At 67.2% G+C, this 18361-nt stretch carries 19 protein-coding genes; 13 read left to right on the forward strand and 6 right to left on the reverse strand.

All coding sequences use genetic code 11. The features are described from left to right. Positions 1–35 precede the first annotated feature (35 nt). Positions 36–1190 (reverse strand): branched-chain amino acid ABC transporter substrate-binding protein, encoded by a 1155-nt coding sequence (locus C3Y15_RS22495; RefSeq protein WP_011880662.1) that lies wholly within the window; start codon positions 1188–1190, stop codon positions 36–38. A 586-nt stretch (positions 1191–1776) separates the two neighbouring features. Then, positions 1777–2688: a DMT family transporter gene (locus C3Y15_RS22500; RefSeq protein ID WP_034194413.1), complete on the reverse strand. Its 912-nt coding sequence runs from the start codon at positions 2686–2688 to the stop codon at positions 1777–1779. A 57-nt stretch (positions 2689–2745) separates the two neighbouring features. Here C3Y15_RS22500 and C3Y15_RS22505 point away from each other — a divergent pair, with 57 nt between their 5' ends. The 3 genes from C3Y15_RS22505 to C3Y15_RS22515 all read left to right on the forward strand — a co-directional run bounded on the left by C3Y15_RS22505 (position 2746) and on the right by C3Y15_RS22515 (position 5051). Beyond that, positions 2746–3705 carry a LysR substrate-binding domain-containing protein gene (locus tag C3Y15_RS22505; RefSeq protein ID WP_041494418.1) on the forward strand — a complete coding sequence of 320 codons (960 nt, stop codon included), beginning with the start codon at positions 2746–2748 and terminating at the stop codon, positions 3703–3705. Between the two features lie 151 nt (positions 3706–3856). After that, the gene (locus C3Y15_RS22510) at positions 3857–4516 is read left to right on the forward strand and encodes a hypothetical protein (RefSeq protein WP_011880661.1); all 660 of its coding nucleotides are present in this window, start codon (positions 3857–3859) and stop codon (positions 4514–4516) included. 76 nt (positions 4517–4592) lie between these two features. Next, positions 4593–5051, forward strand: coding sequence for a hypothetical protein (locus C3Y15_RS22515; protein WP_059475845.1), 459 nt, complete (start codon positions 4593–4595; stop codon positions 5049–5051). 58 nt (positions 5052–5109) lie between these two features. Here C3Y15_RS22515 and C3Y15_RS22520 read toward each other — a convergent pair whose 3' ends face one another. Further along, positions 5110–6963: an ABC transporter ATP-binding protein gene (locus C3Y15_RS22520; protein WP_059559800.1), complete on the reverse strand. Its 1854-nt coding sequence runs from the start codon at positions 6961–6963 to the stop codon at positions 5110–5112. Between the two features lie 201 nt (positions 6964–7164). On the opposite strand from C3Y15_RS22520, the gene C3Y15_RS22525 reads away from it, so the two are divergent. The 7 genes from C3Y15_RS22525 (at position 7165) to ltrA (ending at position 13280) form a co-directional block, all read left to right on the forward strand. Next, positions 7165–7731 carry a TetR/AcrR family transcriptional regulator gene (locus tag C3Y15_RS22525; RefSeq protein WP_124260223.1) on the forward strand — a complete coding sequence of 189 codons (567 nt, stop codon included), beginning with the start codon at positions 7165–7167 and terminating at the stop codon, positions 7729–7731. A 214-nt stretch (positions 7732–7945) separates the two neighbouring features. Continuing rightward, complete coding sequence (locus C3Y15_RS22530; RefSeq protein WP_011880657.1) at positions 7946–8371, forward strand: organic hydroperoxide resistance protein; 426 nt, start codon at positions 7946–7948, stop codon at positions 8369–8371. A gap of 72 nt (positions 8372–8443) precedes the next feature. Then, a complete protein-coding gene (locus tag C3Y15_RS22535; RefSeq protein ID WP_124260224.1) occupies positions 8444–9478 on the forward strand; it encodes an alpha/beta hydrolase in 1035 nt (344 codons plus the stop codon). Positions 9479–9753: 275 nt separating this feature from the next. Continuing rightward, positions 9754–10125 (forward strand): CidA/LrgA family protein, encoded by a 372-nt coding sequence (locus C3Y15_RS22540; RefSeq protein ID WP_059559797.1) that lies wholly within the window; start codon positions 9754–9756, stop codon positions 10123–10125. Then, a complete protein-coding gene (locus tag C3Y15_RS22545; RefSeq protein WP_011880654.1) occupies positions 10122–10856 on the forward strand; it encodes an LrgB family protein in 735 nt (244 codons plus the stop codon). Before C3Y15_RS22540 ends, C3Y15_RS22545 begins: the two co-directional genes overlap by 4 nt. Positions 10857–11143: 287 nt before the next feature. Then, entirely contained in the window at positions 11144–11473 is a 330-nt protein-coding gene (locus C3Y15_RS22550; protein WP_011880653.1) for a hypothetical protein, read from the forward strand. A 562-nt stretch (positions 11474–12035) separates the two neighbouring features. Then, positions 12036–13280, forward strand: a complete 1245-nt coding sequence (gene ltrA, locus C3Y15_RS22560) for a group II intron reverse transcriptase/maturase (RefSeq protein WP_243860262.1) — start codon at positions 12036–12038, stop codon at positions 13278–13280. Positions 13281–13796: 516 nt separating this feature from the next. Here ltrA and wrbA read toward each other — a convergent pair. Then, positions 13797–14399: an NAD(P)H:quinone oxidoreductase gene (gene wrbA / locus C3Y15_RS22565; protein ID WP_124260227.1), complete on the reverse strand. Its 603-nt coding sequence runs from the start codon at positions 14397–14399 to the stop codon at positions 13797–13799. Positions 14400–14461: 62 nt separating this feature from the next. Continuing rightward, positions 14462–15187: a pirin family protein gene (locus C3Y15_RS22570; protein WP_011880649.1), complete on the reverse strand. Its 726-nt coding sequence runs from the start codon at positions 15185–15187 to the stop codon at positions 14462–14464. A gap of 128 nt (positions 15188–15315) precedes the next feature. Here C3Y15_RS22570 and C3Y15_RS22575 point away from each other — a divergent pair, with 128 nt between their 5' ends. The 3 genes from C3Y15_RS22575 to C3Y15_RS22585 all read left to right on the forward strand — a co-directional run bounded on the left by C3Y15_RS22575 (position 15316) and on the right by C3Y15_RS22585 (position 18164). Further along, entirely contained in the window at positions 15316–16209 is an 894-nt protein-coding gene (locus tag C3Y15_RS22575; RefSeq protein WP_011880648.1) for a LysR family transcriptional regulator, read from the forward strand. Between the two features lie 137 nt (positions 16210–16346). Further along, complete coding sequence (locus C3Y15_RS22580; RefSeq protein WP_243860264.1) at positions 16347–17426, forward strand: lysozyme inhibitor LprI family protein; 1080 nt, start codon at positions 16347–16349, stop codon at positions 17424–17426. Positions 17427–17750: 324 nt separating this feature from the next. Continuing rightward, complete coding sequence (locus tag C3Y15_RS22585) at positions 17751–18164, forward strand: DoxX family protein (protein ID WP_011880646.1); 414 nt, start codon at positions 17751–17753, stop codon at positions 18162–18164. 73 nt (positions 18165–18237) lie between these two features. Here the strand turns inward: C3Y15_RS22585 and C3Y15_RS22590 are convergent. Continuing rightward, positions 18238–18361, reverse strand: a 124-nt coding sequence (locus C3Y15_RS22590) for a transposase (RefSeq protein WP_148091201.1), incomplete at its 5' end; no start/stop codon positions are given.

The following is an 18361-nucleotide window of genomic DNA, read 5'->3' on the forward strand; positions in this document are numbered from 1 at the left end:
GGGTGGCGTTCCCGTCGCGCCGGCATCGCGGGGAATTACATCTTCACCTGATCGAGGAAGGTCTTCTTGCCGGCCTTGTAGCCGTAGATCGAGATGATCCCGTGCGTCAGGTCGCCCTTCGCGTCGAACGTCGTCGTGCCGATCACGCCTTCATACTTCGTCGACGGCATCGCGGCGACGATCTTGGCCGGATCGGTCGAGTTCGCGCGCTTCATCGCGTCGACGGCGATATACACCGCGTCGTATGCGAACGGCGCATCGAACTTGATGCCCTGGTTGAAGCGCTTCTCGTACTTCGCGACGAACGCCGCGCCGCCCGGCATCTTCTCGAGCGCCGCGCCGGCCTGCGAGCACAGCACGTTGTCGGCCGCCGGGCCGGCCAGCTGCGCCAGCGAGTCGGTGCACACGCCGTCGCCGGACAGGATCTTCGCGCGCAGGCCGAGCTGCTTCGCCTGCTTCGCGAGCGGGCCGCCGGTGGCATCCATGCCGCCGTACATGATCGCGTCCGGGTTCTCGCCCTTCACCTTCGTCAGGATCGCGCGGAAGTCGACGGCCTTGTCGTTGGTCGCGTCGTGCGACAGCACCTTCAGGCCGAGCGCCTTGGCCTTCTTCTCGAATTCGTTCGCGAGGCCCTGGCCGTACGCGGTCGAATCGTCGATCACCGCGACGCTCTTCACGCCCTTCGACTGCGCGTAGCTCGCGAGCGCGGGGCCTTGCTGCGCGTCGGTCGCGACCACGCGATAGGTGGTCTTGAAGCCCTGTTGCGTGTAGGTCGGGTTGGTGGCCGACGGCGAGATCTGCACGATGCCCGCATCGCTGTAGATCTTCGACGCCGGGATCGACGTGCCCGAGTTCAGGTGGCCGATGACGGCGACGACCTTGTCGTCGACCAGCTTCTGCGCAACCTGCGTCGCCTGACGCGGGTCGGCCGCGTCATCCTGCGCGTCGAGCTGCAGCGTGATCTTCTTGCCGCCGATCGTCAGGCCCTTCGCATTGATCTCTTCGACGGCGAGACGCGCGCCGTTCTCGTTGTCCTTGCCCAGGTGCGAAATGCCGCCCGTTGTCGGTTCGACGCTGCCGATCTTCACGACCTGGTCGGCCATCGCGCTCGAGGCGGCCGCGAATGCGGCGGCTGCCAGTGCGACGGTGACCAGGGGTTTGCAGCGCATGCCGACGGTGCTTCGTTCCATCTGCCATCTCCGTTGATTGATAGTGCTGTTGCCGCCCGTTCGATCGCGCACGCCCTTGTGAGGCGGCCGGCGAGCCGGGCGAGTCTCCGCGACCCGCGATGGGTTCGGCTTGCCTGTCGCCGATCGTCGAGTACGCCGTGGTGCCACCGCGGCGCATGCGACTTCATCGGACGACACACAATTCGTCTGAATATATCTGAACGCGCTTGCGCCCGTCTCGGCGAATTGTCCGAGCTTGCGCAAATGTGATGCGGCCGCACGGCCGTCGCGCGATCGGCGCGTGCGCGTGTCGCGCCGTCAATGGCCCTGATTATTCGACGGGCCGGATTCCGAAGCCATGGACAGTGCGATGCAATCAGTCAGCAACTGTTCGGTCGATTCGTCTGCACACTTCGATTCATCGGCGCGGCAACGCCTCCTCCGATTCGATGCAACTAACGGTCGAGCCCGCTGGCGCCGGCGAATCGACGCGCGCTTCGCTTGCTTGCCGAGTCGCTCGTCGGTTTTGCAGCAATCGTAGCCGGCTCCGGAGCGTGCGGTGATCCGCTCACTCGACGCGGCCTCCGCGTGCGACGTCGCCGCGCGGCTACGCGCGTCCGCGCAATGCGACGACGACGACACCCACGATCGCCAGCAGGCCGCCGCCCACGGTGCCGATGCCGGGCCGTTCGCCGGTGAGCATCATCGACATCGCCGTCGCGACCGCCGGCGTCAGATACAGGAAGCTGGACGCGCGCGCCGCGCCGAAATGGCCGAGTGCGAACGACCACGCCGCATAGCCGAGCGCCGCCGGGAAGATGCCGAGCACGAGGACGGCCGACACCGTCTCGTGCGACGCACCGTCGCCGAGCGCCGCCAGCGCGCCGGGCAACCATGGCGCAAGCAGTACCGCGCCGGCCAGCAGCGTGTACGCGGTGCATGGCAGCGCGCCGTACACGGGGATCAGCCGCCGCTGCAACACGAAATAGCTGGCCGAACACAGCGCCGCGCCGAGGATCAGCGTGCTGCCGGAGCCGAGCACGAGGCCGCCTGGCTGACCATGCGCGATCACCGCGATGCCGGCGAGGCTGACCAGCGAGCCGAGCCAGCCCCAGCGATTGAAGCGTTCATGCAGAAACACCGCGGCAAGCAGTGCCGTGAAGATCGGCAGCGTGTTGACGATGAAGCTGGCCGCGCCGGCCGAGACGGTTTGCTCGCCGGTGTTGAGCAGCGCGTTGTAGAGCGCGATGCCGAGCAGGCCGCATGCGAGAAAGCGCAATGCGTCGCCGCGGCTCGGCTTCGGCGGCCGCCGCCACGCGAGCCATGCGAGCGCGAGCACGGCCGCGGTGGCGAAGCGCGCGGCGGCGAGCTGCAGCGGCGTCAGCCCGTGCAGGCCGATGCGGATGAACGGGAACGCGCTGGCCCACGAGACGATCGTGAACGCCACCGCGCCGGCCGCGACGAGCCGCTGTCGCGCGTCGCGTGCCGAAGAGGGGGGAGAGGAGGAGAGCGTGTTCATGCGGCCATGGTGCAGCGTCGCGAGATGTTAAGCTAGCGCACAGATCGACATCCGGATATGAATATGGCTCACAGCTCGGCGCGCCGCCGTGGCGACCGTCCGGCGCACTCGCAGCCGGGTGCGCTGCCGCAGCCGGGCTCGCGACCGCCGCTCGCGAGCCTCGAGACCGTCTGCACGGTCGCGCGTCACGGCTCGTTTCTGGCGGCGGCCGAGGTGTCCGGCGTCACGCACGGCGCGATCAGCCGCCGCGTGGCTGCGGTCGAGAACTGGCTCGGCATGACGTTGTTCGAACGTCATGCGCGCGGCGTGCGCATGACGCCGGACGGCCAGCGCTTCGTCGGCCGGATCGAGCAGGCGTTCGCGATCATCGACGGCGCGGCCGATCAGTGGCGCTTGCCGCGCGCGCCGCGGCTCGTCAGGATGAGCGTGGTGCCCGCCTTCGCGCAGCTCTGGCTGTTCGAGCGGCAGCAGGCGCTCGAGAGCGAGGCGCCGGCGTTGCGCATCGAGCTCGGCATCGAGCTGCGCAACGTCGACATCGCAGCGGGCGAAGCGGATCTGTCGATTCGCTACGGGCGCGGCAACTGGCGTCATCTGGAAACGCGCGAGTTCATGCCGGAGAAGCTGCATCCGGTCGCGCACCCGCGGCTCGCCGCGCAGCTCGCCACGCTGCGCCGCCGCGGCGGCGACGCGGCGCTGCTCGAGATGCCGCTGCTGCACGATTCGGACGTCACCGGCTGGCGCACGTGGTTCGCCGCGCTCGGCATCGCGTTCAAGCCGCGCGCGCAGGACCGCCGCTTCGAGGATTACAACCTCGTGCTGGCGGCGGCCGAAGCGGGGCTCGGCGTGGCGCTGGCGCGCACGCCGCTTGCTAGCGCGTATCTCGAGCGCAGCGCGCTCGTGCGCGTGAGCAGGCACGAGGTCGAGTCGCCGCTCAGCTATCACTTCGTGCATGCAAAGGGCGAGGCGCGCCCCGAAGTGCTGGCGCTGATGGAGCGGATGCGCGCGGCGCTCGGATAGGCCAGCCGCGCGTGCGTCGGCGTCGTTGCCGCTCGACCGCGGCCGGCCGATCGCCGACAATGCGACCGCGGAAAAAGCGCGAGATTCGACAGATGGACGAAAATACGGAAATCGAGCGGTTCGAGCCGCTCGAATGTAAAGGGAACGAGTAATGAATAGACCAGACAAGTCGTCGAAGGCGCGTGCTGCGCTGGACCAGCTGTTTTCGGGCTTGGCGCCCGCGGACGCGCGCCCGAGCGCGTCGCGCCCGGGCAACCCGTTCGAAGCAGCCGACGACGCCACCGGCGCGGACGGCCGCGTCGAAGTCACGCTGTCGACGCGCATCCAGCTGCGCGGCTATCCGGGCGCGGATGCGTTCATGCAGCGCATGGCGCAAGCGTGGGGGCTCACGTGGGGCGCGTACGACGCGGTGCGCGCAACGGCGACGCTGCCGGTCGGCTGGCGCGCGCGCCGGCTGCCCGAAGTCACGCAGATCGTCGACGAACGCGACGTGCTGCGTGCGGAAAGCAGCCTGCAGGGCGGCGAGATGTCTTACCTGAAAGTGCATCCACGCTACTACATCGATGCGCGCAAGGGCGTGGGCTGGCGCAAGGCGTCGAAGGCCTCCGACGATCCGGATCTCGACGGCCCCGACTGGAACTGCTACGTGATGGACCGGGAAAAGTCCGTCGAACTGCACGAGTTGACGACGTCGTCGTCTAAGGCCGATCTCGACAACGCACGTGCGACGTTGTTGAAATGGCTCGACTCGCACTATCCGCGCCATCGCGATCCGTTCGCGTACTGGACCGATTGCGATCGTCCTCTGTAGTCCGCGCACGCGCATGTACACGCACGGCGGCGGCGCGGATCGCGCGGCAAGCCGTCATACATGGCAGGCGACCCACGTGAACCGGCTCCGACCCGTCCCGATCCTGTACGCGGCATGCGCGGCGGCGCTTGCTTCGACCGTGATCGAACTGCTGCTCTGGTCGCTTGTCGGCGATGATGCCCTGCGCAACCTGCTGCGCGACGCGCGGCTGACGGCGGCGATCGCGTTGGGGCGCACGGCGCTTCGATCGTCCGCGGGTTTCGATCCGACTATCATGGGCGTGGCGACGCTGGTACACGCCGCGCTGTCGCTCGCGTACGCAGCCATGCTCGCGGCGCTGGTGCGCAATCTGTCGCGCGGCGCCGCACTGTGCGCAGGCACCGTGTTCGGGCTCGTTCTCTACGGCGTCAACCTGTACGCGTTTACCGCGGTGTTTCCGTGGTTCGCGCAGGTGCGCGGCGCGATCACGCTGGTTGCGCATCTGGTGTTCGGCGCGAGCGCCGCGGGCGTTTATTGCGCGTTGCGTCGTCGATAGCACGGCGCACGGTGGCGTGCTGCGGCGACGCGGCACCCACCGCGCCGCCGCCTGCGCATTACTGCGTCTCGCGTTGCGCGTCCGCCGTCTCGCCGAGAAAACCGCCACTCTGATGCGCCCACAGCGCCGCATAGATGCCGCCGCGCTGCAGCAGCTCGGCGTGCGTGCCGACCTCGACGATGCGCCCCGCATCGAGCACGATCAGCCGATCCATCGCCGCGATCGTCGACAGCCGGTGCGCGATCGCGATCACCGTCTTGCCGCTCATCAGGCTGTCGAGGCTGCGCTGGATCGCGACCTCGACTTCCGAGTCGAGCGCGCTGGTCGCTTCGTCGAGCACGAGGATCGGCGCGTCCTTGAGCATCACGCGCGCGATCGCGACGCGCTGCCGCTGGCCGCCGGACAACTTCACGCCGCGCTCGCCGACCTCGACGTCGTAGCCGCTGCGCCCGTGCCGGTCGCGCAGCTGCGCGATGAAGTCGGCCGCCTCCGCACGCACGGCCGCTTCGCGCATCTCGCGCTCGGTCGCGTCGGGCCGCCCATACAGAATGTTCTCGCGCATCGTCCGATGCAGCAGCGACGTATCCTGCGTCACCATCCCGATCGCCGCGCGCAGGCTGTCCTGCGTCACGTGCGCGATGTCCTGCCCGTCGATCCGGATCGAGCCGCCGTCGACGTCGTAGAAGCGCAGCAGCAGGTTCACCAGCGTCGACTTGCCGGCCCCCGAACGACCGATCAGACCGATCCGCTCGCCCGGCCGGATCGTCAGGTTCAGCCCGTCGAACACCGGCGTGTCGTGTTCTTCGTGGGCGAAGCGCACGTTGTCGAACACGATTTCGCCGCGCGGCACGGTGAGCGCCGTCGCGTCCGGCGCGTCGCGCACGCTGCGCACCTTCGTCAGCGTGTTGATGCCGTCCTGGATCGTGCCGACGTTCTCGAACAGCTCGGTCATCTCCCACATGATCCAGTGCGAATAGCTCGACAGGCGCAGCGCCATCGCGACCACGGCCGCGACCACGCCCGCGCTCGCCTCGCCGTGCAGCCACAGATACAGCGCGAGGCCGGTCGAGCCGACCAGCAGCAGCGTCGACAACAGATGGTTGACGATCTCGAACGCGCTGACGAGACGCATCTGCGCGTCGCCCGTCGCCTTGAACGCCTCCATCGCGTGCCGCGCGTGATCGGCTTCGCGGCGCGTGTGCGAGAACAGCTTCACGGTCGTGATGTTCGAATAGGCGTCGGTGATGCGGCCCGTCATCAGCGCGCGCGCGTCGGCCTGCTCGCTGCCGACGCGCCCGAGCCGCGGCACGAAGAACGCGCAGGCGGCGCCGTAGCCGAGCGCCCACAGCGCGAGCGGGATCATCAGCCGCCAGTCGAAGCTGGCCGCGAGCGCGAGGATGCCGATCAGGTAAGCCGCGACCCCGATCACGACGTCGACCGACATGAACAGCGCATCGCGCACCGCGAGCGCGGTCTGCATGATCTTGGTCGTCACGCGGCCGGCGAACTCGTTCGCATAGAACGACAGGCTCTGGTCGAGCATCAGCCGGTGAAACAGCCAGCGCAGCCGCATCGGGAAGTTGATCGCCAGCACCTGGTGCTTGACGAGCGTATGCAGCGCAATCAGCAGCGCGCTGGCCGCGAGGATCGCCGCGAACCCGACGAGCGTGCCGAAGTGGCGGCCGCCGAAGTTGGCCGGCGTCGCCGACGACAGCCAGTCGACCACGCGCCCCATCATCGCGAACAACGCGGCCTCGTAGCCGGCGAGCGCGGCCGACGTGAGCGCGATCAGCAGAAGCCAGCCGCGCGCGCCTTTCGTGCACGCCCAGACGAACGAGAAGAATCCCTTCGGCGGCGTGACGGGATCGTCGAGCGGGAAGGTGGGCAGGCGTCGTTCAAACCACGAAAACATCGATCTTTTTCCTCCGGTGATTCGGCCACGCGATCCGACGTCGATCGAGCGTCATACGTTGCGACCGCGTCGTCCGGCAGCGAGTGTCGCACCGATTCGCCGACGCTGCAGGCCGGTCGTAAGGAAGCGAAGCGCCGCACCGCCGCCGCACCCGTAAAAAAGTGCTTGACTCTCTATCTATGAGTAGATAAAGTTCGATCCATGGAAACGAAACCGACCGTCCGCGAACAGATTCTCGATCATGCGATCACGCTGATTATGCTGCGTGGTTACAACGGCTTCAGCTATCGAGACCTGTCGGATCTGGTGGGCGTGAAGACGTCGAGCATCCACTACTACTTCCCGTCGAAGGACGACCTCGTGCTGGAAGCGGTAGCGGCCTACAGCGACGACGTGCTCGCGGCGATCCGGACGATCGATCCGGCACTGCCTGCCGACGTGAAGCTGAGCCTGTACACGAAGCTGTTCGGGCGCACGCTCGGCGACGGCGACCGGATCTGCCTCTGCGGCATGCTGGCGGCCGATATCGAATCGTTGCCGGACAACGTGCGGCAAGCGGTGCAGGCGTTCTTCAAGGCGAACGAAAAGTGGCTCGCCGAGCTGCTGACCCAGGGCGCGGCCGAAGGCACGCTGCAGTTCAGCGGCAAGCCGGAATCGGCGGCGCGCACGCTGTTCGCGGCGTTTCAGGGCAGCGTGCTGGCCAGCCGGCTGTTTCATACGCGGGCGCGCCTCGAAGATGTGGAGGCGGTGTGGAAGGTCCGGGCTTGAGCGCCGGGCATGTTTGCACCGCTTTTTGTTGTGGCTGGTTGTCTATCTTGTAGTAGATAGTTTTTGAAGCGGATGAATGAAACATCCGCACTTTTTGGGCTGGTTTATCTATCTATGAGTAGATAAACAAACGCGATGCCGACGGCGACACCGCCGGCGCGCGGCTCCGGTTTGCAAGTTGGTTCACTCACTCATCGTTGAAAAGGAGTCTGTCATGTCGATCGAAAAAGTTCTCTACCGCGCTCATGCAAAAGCCACCGGCGGCCGCGACGGCCGTGCGACCGTGCCGGAAAGCGGCCTCGACCTGAAGCTGACCACGCCGCGCGAGCTCGGCGGTGCGGGCGGCGCGGGCGCGAACCCCGAGCAGCTGTTCGCGGCCGGCTACAGCGCGTGCTTCATCGGCGCGATGAAGTTCGTCGCGGCGCGCGACAAGATCGCGATCCCCGCGGATGCCGCGATCGAGGGCAGCGTCGGGATCGGCGCGATCCCGAACGGCTTCGGCATCGAGGTCGAACTGAAGATCTCGCTGCCGGGCCTCGACCGCGAAACCGCACAAACGTTGATCGATCGCGCGCACATCGTCTGCCCGTACTCGAACGCGACGCGCGGCAACATCGACGTCACGCTGACGCTCGTCTGATCGCGCCCGATTCCGCTACCACGCAGTCCACCGTCCATCCGTTGCATACCGATTGAGCCAGGGAGTTTCATCATGAAGATCGTCAAGCCGCTGTTGATCGCCGCCGTCGTCGCAGCCACGTGGTCCGGCGCATCGGCCGCCACCGCGGCATCCGCGCAAGCCGTTCGCCCCGACACCGCGACGAGCGCGTTCCTCGCCGAGCTGAACGGCCAGAAGGGGCCGGGCCTCGAGACACTGAGCCCCGAGAAGGCGCGTCAGGTGCTGGTCGATGCGCAGAGCGGCGTGAAGGTCGATCTGTCCGGCATCGACGTGTCGAATCGCACGATCGAGCAGGACGGGCTGTCGGTGCCGATCACGATCGTGCGGCCGCAACAGGTGAGCGGCACGCCGCCGGTGTTCATGTTCTTCCACGGGGGCGGCTGGATTCTCGGCGACTTCCCGACCCACGAGCGCCTCGTGCGCGATCTCGTCGTGCAATCGGGCGCCGTCGCGGTGTTCGTCAACTACACGCCGTCGCCGGAAGCGCATTACCCGGTCGCGATCAACCAGGCGTATGCGGCGACGAAATGGGTCGCGGCGCACGGTGCGGAGATCGGCGTCGACGGCAGCCGTCTCGCGGTGGTCGGCAACAGCGTCGGCGGGAACATGGCGGCGGTCGTCGCGCTGATGGCGAAGGACAAGGGCGGCCCGGCGATCCGTTTCCAGGGGCTGTTGTGGCCGGTCACGGATCACGACTTCAACACCGGCTCGTACGGCGCATACGCGCAGGGACACTTCCTGACGCGGCCGTTGATGAAGTGGTTCTGGAACGCCTACACGAAGAACGAAGCGCAACGCGACGAGATCTACGCGTCGCCGCTGCGCGCGAGCGTCGCGCAGCTGAAGGGCTTGCCGCCGGCGCTGATCCAGGTCGCGCAGTTCGACGTGCTGCGTGACGAAGGCGAAGCGTACGGCCGCAAGCTCGACGCAGCGGGCGTCGACGCCACGACCACGCGTTACGACGGCACGATCCACGATTTCGGCCTGCTCAACGCGCTCGCCAACGACGCGCCGACGAAGGCCGCGATGAAGGCGATGGGCAACGAAATCGCGGCGCGGCTGAAGTAACGCGGCGAGCGGCATTCGCGCCGGCGTGAACACGCCTAAGCCGATCGGCGCAGCGGCGGGCTTCGGCCCGCCGCTTTTTTGCGTGGGCGGGACGCGTGCGGCGAGGCGCGGCATCGCGAAGCGGACCGAACCGGCAGCGTGACGGCCCCGCGCGCGGGCGCGGCGCATTCATTGTTGGTACGATCGCGCGTATCGTTCATGCCGGCGCCGGGTGCGGCCGGCCCATCGCGCGCGCGGCGGCACGCCGGCGCGGCCACGTTCGGGAGAAGTGTTTGATGCTGCAGGCGTTCGCGGTCTTGTTGACCTTCCAGTGCCTCGGGGAAGGCGTGTCCTATCTGTTCGGCATACCGGTGCCCGGCCCGGTGATCGGCATGCTGCTGCTGTTCGGCTTCGTGATGCTGCGCCCGCAGGTGGCCGACGCGATCGAGCCGACCGCGTTCGAACTGCTGCGCCATCTGTCGCTGCTGTTCGTGCCGGCCGGCGTCGGCATCATGGTGTCGGCTTCCCGCGTGCGCGGCGATGCGCTCGCGGTCGTCGTCGCGCTCGCGGTGAGCACGACGCTCGCGATCGCCGTCACGGCGCTCGTCACGCGCGCGTTGCTGCGGCGCCAGCGGCCCGCGTCCAGCACGGCGGGGGAGGCACGATGACGGCCTTCCCGAAACTCGGCGCGATCTGGGTCTATCTCGCCGCCACGCCGCTGCTCGGCCTCACCATCACGCTGATCGCCTACCTGATCGCGCAGGCCGTCTATGCGCGCTCGCGCTTCAACCCGCTCGCGAATCCGGTGCTGATCGCCGTCGCGCTGATCGTCGGGCTGCTGACCGTCACGCATACGCCGTATCCGACGTATTTCGAGGGCGCGCAGTTCGTCCATTTCCTGCTCGGCCCGGCGACCGTCGCGCTCGCGCTGCCGCTGTATCGCCAGTGGTCGAAGCTGCGGCGCGCCGCGCTGCCGCTGCTCGTCGGGCTGCTGGCCGGCTCGTTGACCGCGATCGTTTCCGCGGTGGGCGTTGCGGCGTTGTTCGGCGCGTCGCATCAGACGATTGCGTCGCTCGCGCCGAAATCCGCGACCACGCCGATCGCGATGGCCGTCGCGCAGCAGATCGGCGGAATTCCGTCGCTCACCGCCGTGCTGGTGATTTCGACCGGCATCTTCGGTGCGGTGTGCGCGCGCGCGATCCTGAACGTGCTGCGCATCGACGAGCCGGCCGTGCGCGGCTTCGCGCTGGGCGTCGCGTCGCACGGGATCGGCACCGCGCGCGCGTTTCAGATTGGCGAGGAAACCGGCGCGTTCGCGGGACTCGGCATGGGGCTGAACGGCGTGCTCACCGCGTTCATCGTGCCGATCCTGCTGCCGGTGTTGTCGCGGTGGATTTGAGGCTGGGCGGCGGCGGCTCGCCGGCTGCGGCTTTCGCGAGGTTTGCGCGCACGGCGGCCAGGCCGCGATGCGGCGTGTCGTGCGACGCGCTGCGAATCGGCGGCGCGGCGGCAAGCGCCTCGGGCCGGCATGGACAATGTGCGGGCCGCCGACGTATCGCGGCCGTTATCAGGAGAATTCAGAAACTGGCACGGACATTTTTCCGGCGATCGGCTAACGTTGCATCGGCGCCGGCATCGCACGCGGGCGTTCGACCCACAACCAACAATCGACAAGGAGTTCCGGCCATGACGAAGTCTCGCGTGGTTTCGGTGGCAGCGGCAATCACGGCGTCGTTCGGTCTGTTGCTGACCGCCGCGCCGGCCGCATATGCACAGGATGCGGCGTCGGCGCCGCTGCAGGCTTCGGCATCCGCGCCGACCCAGAAGCAGCTCGACAAGGCGCAGAAGAAGGCCGCCCGCAAGGCGGCGCGCGCGCGCCACGCGAAGGACCTGAAGGCGATCGGAACGGGCAGCGGCTACCGGCTGACCAACGATCAGAGCAATTACCCGCAGAACGCGGTGGAGAAGGCGCCCGCGACGAAGAGCGTGCCGGCCGCGCCGGCATCGGGGCAGTAACGGGCGGGGAGCGAGGTAAGGAGACGGCGCCGGTGAAACCGGCGCCGTTGGTTTTGTGCGCCCAGCATGGGCGCACTCCTGCGGGTGCAAGTCCCGCCATAAGCTGATCACGGCAAATGAAGTGAAGCGCAACTGCATGAGGGCGACCGAGTGTGGGGAGGAAGCGTGGAGCGTAAATCGCGAGCCGATGGACAATAACTGCATAGAAGGCACTGCCGAGCAGGGCGAGCGGGCAAGAGACCGCGAAGCTCTCGTGATCAAGACGAGGCGGCGTAAATGCAGCGGTTGTGCGATGAAGGAGTGCGTTCTTACCTGGGGAGATCTCGCCTTGTGCCTGAAAGGGCGACGGTGCTGAGCCGGAGCGAGAAGTCAGCAGAGGCCGTAGTAGCCGCTGGTATGGGGGCAAAGGGCCGAACGAGCAGGAGGGCCGAAGGACGTGTCGTTCGGACGTGCAGGGCATCAGAAGGCTACGCAGGTAGCGCGCAACGCGGGATGGCGAGGTGAAGCCGAGCCTGAAGCGAGGCGTGATGAAGCACGGACGGCGCGATACGAAACTGGAGGCTTGGGGCGAGACAGTCTGCTATCGCAGGCGCTCGCGAGAGCGAATCTGGTGATGGCGTGGAAACGCGTCAAAGCCAATCGTGGCAGTGCCGGGGTGGATGGGAAGTCGATTGCCGAGACGGCGGAACACCTCAAGACGCACTGGCCCGGGATTCGGGAAGCATTACTGGACGGCAGCTATCGGCCATGGCCGGTGCGGCGAGTCCAGATTCCGAAGCCGGATGGCGGGATGCGTGAACTGGGGATTCCAACGGTCGCGGATCGGTTGATCCAGCAAGCCCTGCTGCAAGTTCTGCAGCCCATCATTGATCCGACCTTCTCCGAACACAGCTACGGCTTCCGGCCGGGGCGTCGAGCGCGCGACGCGGTGCTGATGGCACAACGACACGTACAGGACGGCTACCGGATGGTGGTCGATGTGGATCTGGAGAAGTTCTTCGATCGGGTCAATCACGACATCCTGATGGAGCGGCTATCGAGGCGGATCGACGACAAGGCTGTGCTGCGGTTGATTCGTCTCTACCTTGTGGCCGGGATCATGGATGGCGGAGTGGTCAGTGAGCGATACGAGGGCACGCCGCAAGGCGGGCCGCTCTCGCCGCTGCTGGCCAATGTGCTGCTGGACGAGGTGGACCGGGAACTGGAGAGGCGCGGACACAGGTTCGTGCGCTATGCCGACGACTGCAACGTGTACGTGCGCAGTGGCCGGTCGGGCGAACGGGTGCTGGAAGGACTGCGCAAGCTCTACGATCGGCTCCACCTGAAGGTCAACGAGGCGAAGACGGCGGTCGCACCGGCGACCGGTCGCAAGTTCCTGGGCTACAGACTGTGGCGCGGCGCGGGCGGCCGGATCAAATGTGCGGTGGCCCGAAAGGCCCTGGAGACCTTCAAGCAACGCATCCGGGAACTGACCCGCCGCTCGGGCGGGAGAAACTTGCCAGAGGTAGCGGAGCGTCTGAGGGCGTACATGCCGGGTTGGAAGGCGTACTTCCAGTTGGCGCAGACGCCCAAGGTGTTCCGCGAACTCGACAAGTGGATCCGGCACAGGTTGCGCGCGATGCAGCTCCAGCACTGGCGCCGTGGCACGACGATGTATCGGGAATTGTTGGCATTGGGTGCCTCGGAGGCGGACGCTCGCAAGGTGGCCGCGAACAGCCGGAGCTGGTGGCACAACAGCCGCCTGTTGCTGAACCGAGCGATGCCTGTTGCCTACTTCGACCGACTTGGGGTGCCTCGGCTCTCGTAACCTCAACTGCTCGAACCGCCCGGTGCGGACCCGCATGCCGGGTGGTGTGGGAGGGGATCGGCCAGATCAACTGGCCGCCCCTATCCCGATTGTATGCGCTGCGTATGCGGCTTGGGCGGCGCGTACGGAGGCGCGCGGCTACGGGCTATGGCGCTACCGGCACCGGCTACCGAGCGACGCGGTACGCGCGCCGGGCGGGGGCTATGACCGGTGAGCTGCGAGCTACTAGCTCCGCACTCCGGGCTGCAAGCGGCACACTGCGAGTTGCACCCTCTGGGCGCCGGGCTGCAGGTGACGCGCTGCGAGCTACGTACTCCGGCCTCCGGGTTGCAAGCGATACGGTGAGAGCTCCGCACTCCGGGCTGCAAGTGACGCGCTGCGAGCTACACACTCGAGCTACGAGCTACGAGTTACCAGCGCCAAGCGACGAGCCCAAACCCCGAGCTCCGAGCTACGGCGTGCTACAGGCGGGCAGCCACGCAGCGATGCAGCCACGCAGCCGCACCCCCGCCAGCATTAGGCCGCGAGCTTCGCCGCCAATTGCGCGACGTGCTTGCCCTGATAGCGCGCGATGTCCAGTTCGTTCGCGCTCGGCTGGCGGCTGCCGTCCGCGCCGGCGAGCGTCGTGGCGCCGTACGGCGTGCCGCCGGTGATTTCCTTCATGTCGACGAGCCCGCTGCAGGCGTACGGCACGCCGACGATCACCATCCCGTGGTGCAGCAGCGTCGTGTGGAACGACGTGATCGTCGTTTCCTGGCCGCCGTGCTGCGTGCCGGTCGACGCGAACACGCTGCCGATCTTGCCCACCAGCGCGCCCTTCATCCACAGGCCGCCGGTCTGGTCGAGGAACGTGCGCATCTGGCCGGCCATGTTGCCGAAGCGGGTCGGCGTGCCGAAGATGATCGCATCGTAGTTCGCGAGTTCGTCGATGGTAGCCACCGGCGCGGCCTGGTCGACCTTGACGCCGATCGCCTTCGCCTGGTCGACGGGAATGGTCTCCGGCACGCGCTTGAGCGTGACCTCGACGCCGGGCACCGATTTCGCGCCTTCCGCGACGTGCTGCGCCATCGTTTCGACGTGCCCGTAGGACGAGTAGTAAAGGACGAGTACCTTGGCCATGTTGCGAATCTCCGATTAGAAAAGGCCCCGCGCGCGGCGGGGCCGGGTGTTCCGAACGGGCGTCATGCCCAGTCGGCCGTCACTTCGACCGGGCGCAGGTCGAATACCAGCACCTCGGCGTCGTGACCGTCGGCGAACGTCAGCGTCCGTTCGTCGCGGATGCGCGCGCCGTCGCCTTCGCCGAGCGTCACGCCGTTGACCGTCACGCTGCCGCGCGCCACGTGGACGTACGCATAGCGGTCCGGCGCGAGCTCGAGCGTCGCGCGCTCGTCGCCGTCGAACAGGCCCGCGTAGATCCGCGTGTCCTGCCGGATCTTCAGCGAACCGGCGTCACCGTTGGGCGACACGATCGGCGTGAGCTTCCCGCGCTTGTCCGCTGCCGCGATATTGGTCTGCTGATAGCGCGGCTCGGCGCCCTTCTCGGCAGGCCCGACCCAGATCTGCAGGAAGTGCACGGGCGTTTCCGGCGAGTGGTTGAACTCGCTGTGACGCACGCCGGTGCCGGCGCTCATCAGCTGCACGTCGCCCGGCACGATCACCGACCCGGTGCCCATCGAATCCTTGTGCTCCAGCGCGCCTTCGAGCACGTACGACAGGATTTCCATGTCGCGGTGCGGGTGGGTGCCGAAGCCGCGGCCCGGCGCGACGCGGTCGTCGTTGATCACCAGCAGGTCGGAGAAGCCGACTTGCTTCGGATCGTAGTAATTCGCGAACGAAAACGTATGACGGGAGCTGAGCCAGCCATGCTCGGCACGGCCACGTTGGTTTGCTGCACGAGTCTCGATCATGATGCGTGTCCTTGGTGTCGCCGGCCCTCGGAAGTGGGGCCGGCCGTTCGTTGAGATGAATCTTAGGTCAATCGAATTGACAAATAAATGGCCGTGAAGATAATGACTGTCACCTTGGAGTGGACAATATGGAACTCAACGATCTGAGAATCTTCGTCGCGACGGTCGACGCGGGCAGCTTCACGGCGGCGGCCGACCAATTGATGTTGTCGAAGCAGTTCGTGAGCCGGCGCACGATGGCGCTCGAAGCGTCGCTCGGTGTGCGGCTCCTGCATCGCAATACGCGCAATCTCGCGGTGACGGAGTCGGGTCACGAGTTCTATGCGCGCGCGCAGCGGATCCTGGCGGAAGTCGCCGACGCCGAGCAGGCGATGTCGGTGCGCAGCACCGAACTGCACGGGTCGCTGAAGATCAGCGCGCCGCTGTCGTTCGGCATCACGCACGTGTCGCCGCTGATCGCCGAATTCCTGCGCGCGCATCCGGCCGTGCGGCTGAACCTCGACCTGACCGACCGGCGCGTCGACCTGATCGGCGAAGGTTTCGACCTCGTGCTGCGGATCGGTGCGCTCGAGGATTCGACGCTGATCGCGCGTCCGTTGGGCGCATGGAAAATGATCGCGTGCGCGAGCCCCGCCTATCTGGAGCGGCAGGGCACGCCCGCGTCGCCCGCGGAGCTGGCCGGCCATACGTGCCTGATGTACGGGCGCGAGCGGCGCGTCGGCTGGGAATTCCGGGTCGACGGCGTGGCGCGCACGTTCGACGTGCAAGGCCCGCTCGTCGCGAACAACGGCGAGGTCGTGCGCGATGCGGCGACCGCCGGGCTCGGCATCGCGCTGCTGCCGGAGTTCATCGTCGGCGCCGCGCTCGACGGCGGCGCGCTGGTGCCGGTGCTCGATGCGTATGCGCCGGCGCCGCTCACGCTGAACGCGGTGTTCCCGCAGCATCGGGAAGGCTTCGTGACGCTGCGCACGTTCATCGGGTTTCTCGCCGAGCGGCTCGGACACGCGGTATCGGCTGCATAGCGCAGCTGGATGGCGCGGCCGGTTCGCGTTACGCTGGGGCCCGCGTTGCGCACGTCGCATCGTGTGTCGCGCGCCTTTCCCCGAACTCCGCGGGCCGGCGTTTCAGCGGTCCCGCGCTCCAGCGACGATCCAACGCCATGATCCTTCCGAACCGATCGAATCCTCACGCCGGCATGCGCGCGAGCGCAGCGCTTCCCGCCCGCGCGTCGCGCCACGCGATTCCGCACGTGCTCGCGGCGGCCGCATGGCTGACCGCGCTGCCGATGGCCACCCATGCGGCCGGTTTCGACTGTGCGAAGGCCGCTTCGCCGACCGAACACGCAATCTGCGCGGACGCACGCCTGTCCGCGCTGGACACTCAACTCGCGACCGCATGGCAGAAGGCGCGCGCGAAAGGCGGCGATACGGCCGCGCTGAAGGCCGCCCAACTGAAATGGCTCGCGCAGCGCGATCGCTGCGGCGGCGACGCCTCGTGCATCGCCGATCGCTATCGCGAGCGCCTTGCGATCCTGAACGGCGCGCCGCTCGCGCCCGACCGCTGGCAGCAGACCTGGTATCGCGACAGCGCCAACCCGTCCCTTGGCGGCGTGCTGACGATTACCGGCACGGCGCCGCATCTTCACTTCGAATTGAGCGGCAACAACGGCGCGAACACCGGCGATCTGGCCGGCGATCTCGCGCTGCACGGCGACGCCGGCACGTTTCGGCAGGACCGATGTCGGCTCGACTTCAGCCGCCACGGATCGCGCGTGCGCGGGACGCAGCAGGGCAGCGACGCTGATTGCGGCGCCGGCGCGGGCGTCGTGTATTCGGGCGACTACGTGACCGCGTCGCAGGCGCAGGCGAGCCCGCCGGCGGATCTCGTCACGCTGAAGGTGCTGGACGACGCGCGGCAGGATGCGATCGCGCACAAGCTGCTCGGCGCGGATTACCAGACGCTCGTCGACACGATCAATAACCGCGACGACGAGCGCGACCTCGACGGCCTGAATGCAAAAGTGACGTCGTACTGGGTGCGCGGCATCGCGACGACGAACGCCGCGATCGTGATGCGCCGCGGCACCGATCTGTGGATCGGGCTCCTCGTGTTCGACGCCCACAACGACGTGCGGATGCGGTACTACACGAACGTTCCGGCGTGGAAAAAGACCGTGCCGAAAACGCTGCGCGCGTGGCACGACAAGCTCGACAGCAGCTATCCAATCGACCTGATGTGACCTGGTAAGTGACGCGGTAAGCGATGCGGCAATCGGCCCACACGGCCGACACGCTGCGTTTGTCACGTGACAATTGTCCACCGGAGGGTGACAGCGAATCTTGTTTTGACGGATTGATGATTCCCGGTGAGACAGTAGACTGCACCCGTGCTTCGCCAGAACCGCTCCGCAGCGCCGAGATCGCGCCACCGGACGGATTCGTCGGAAGCGGGCAGGGACGCCCGCACCGATCGCGCGAGGAGGGTTCGGTACCGATCCATGCGTTCGCCGTTTCGGCGGCCGTCGGTGCCGGATGCGTCGAACCGTCAATTCAAGGTGATTGCTATGCGTTACGTGTCGCTGGAGTCGAAGAAGGACGAGCTGCTGCTGGCCGCTCGCGTGTTGATGATGATTCTGTTCGTGTTGTTCGGCTGGCAGAAGCTGACCGGTTTCTCCGGTACGGTCGCATACATGGCGTCGACGGGCGCACCGTCTCCCGAGCTGTCCGCGGTGATCGCGGTGGCGGTCGAACTGGTCGGCGGCGCGCTGATCGCAGTCGGCTTCTACACACGGCCGCTGGCGCTGCTGTTCGCGGCGTACACGCTCGCGACCGCGTTGATCGGGCATCGCTACTGGGCGCTGCAGGGGATGGATCAGTACGTCGCGATGATCAACTTCTACAAGAACGTCAGCATCATCGGCGGCCTGCTGTTGCTCGCGCTCACCGGGCCGGGGCGGTATTCGTTCGACCGCAAGTAAGCTGGCGCGGCAGTCGCTGCCGCATGGCGGGCCCGGTGCGTTCGAGCAATCGCGCACCGGGCTTTTTTTCGGTTCATCGAGGATTACCGGGGAAGGCGGCGCGGATCTTGAGGAAGAAGTATTCATCGTCACGGTACCCGTAAGCCCGACGCTTGATGACCTTGATGGTGTTGTTGATGCCTTCGACGACGCTGGTA

Source organism: Burkholderia sp. B10 (assembly GCF_004368385.1).
Classification (GTDB): Bacteria; Pseudomonadota; Gammaproteobacteria; order Burkholderiales; family Burkholderiaceae; genus Burkholderia; species Burkholderia vietnamiensis.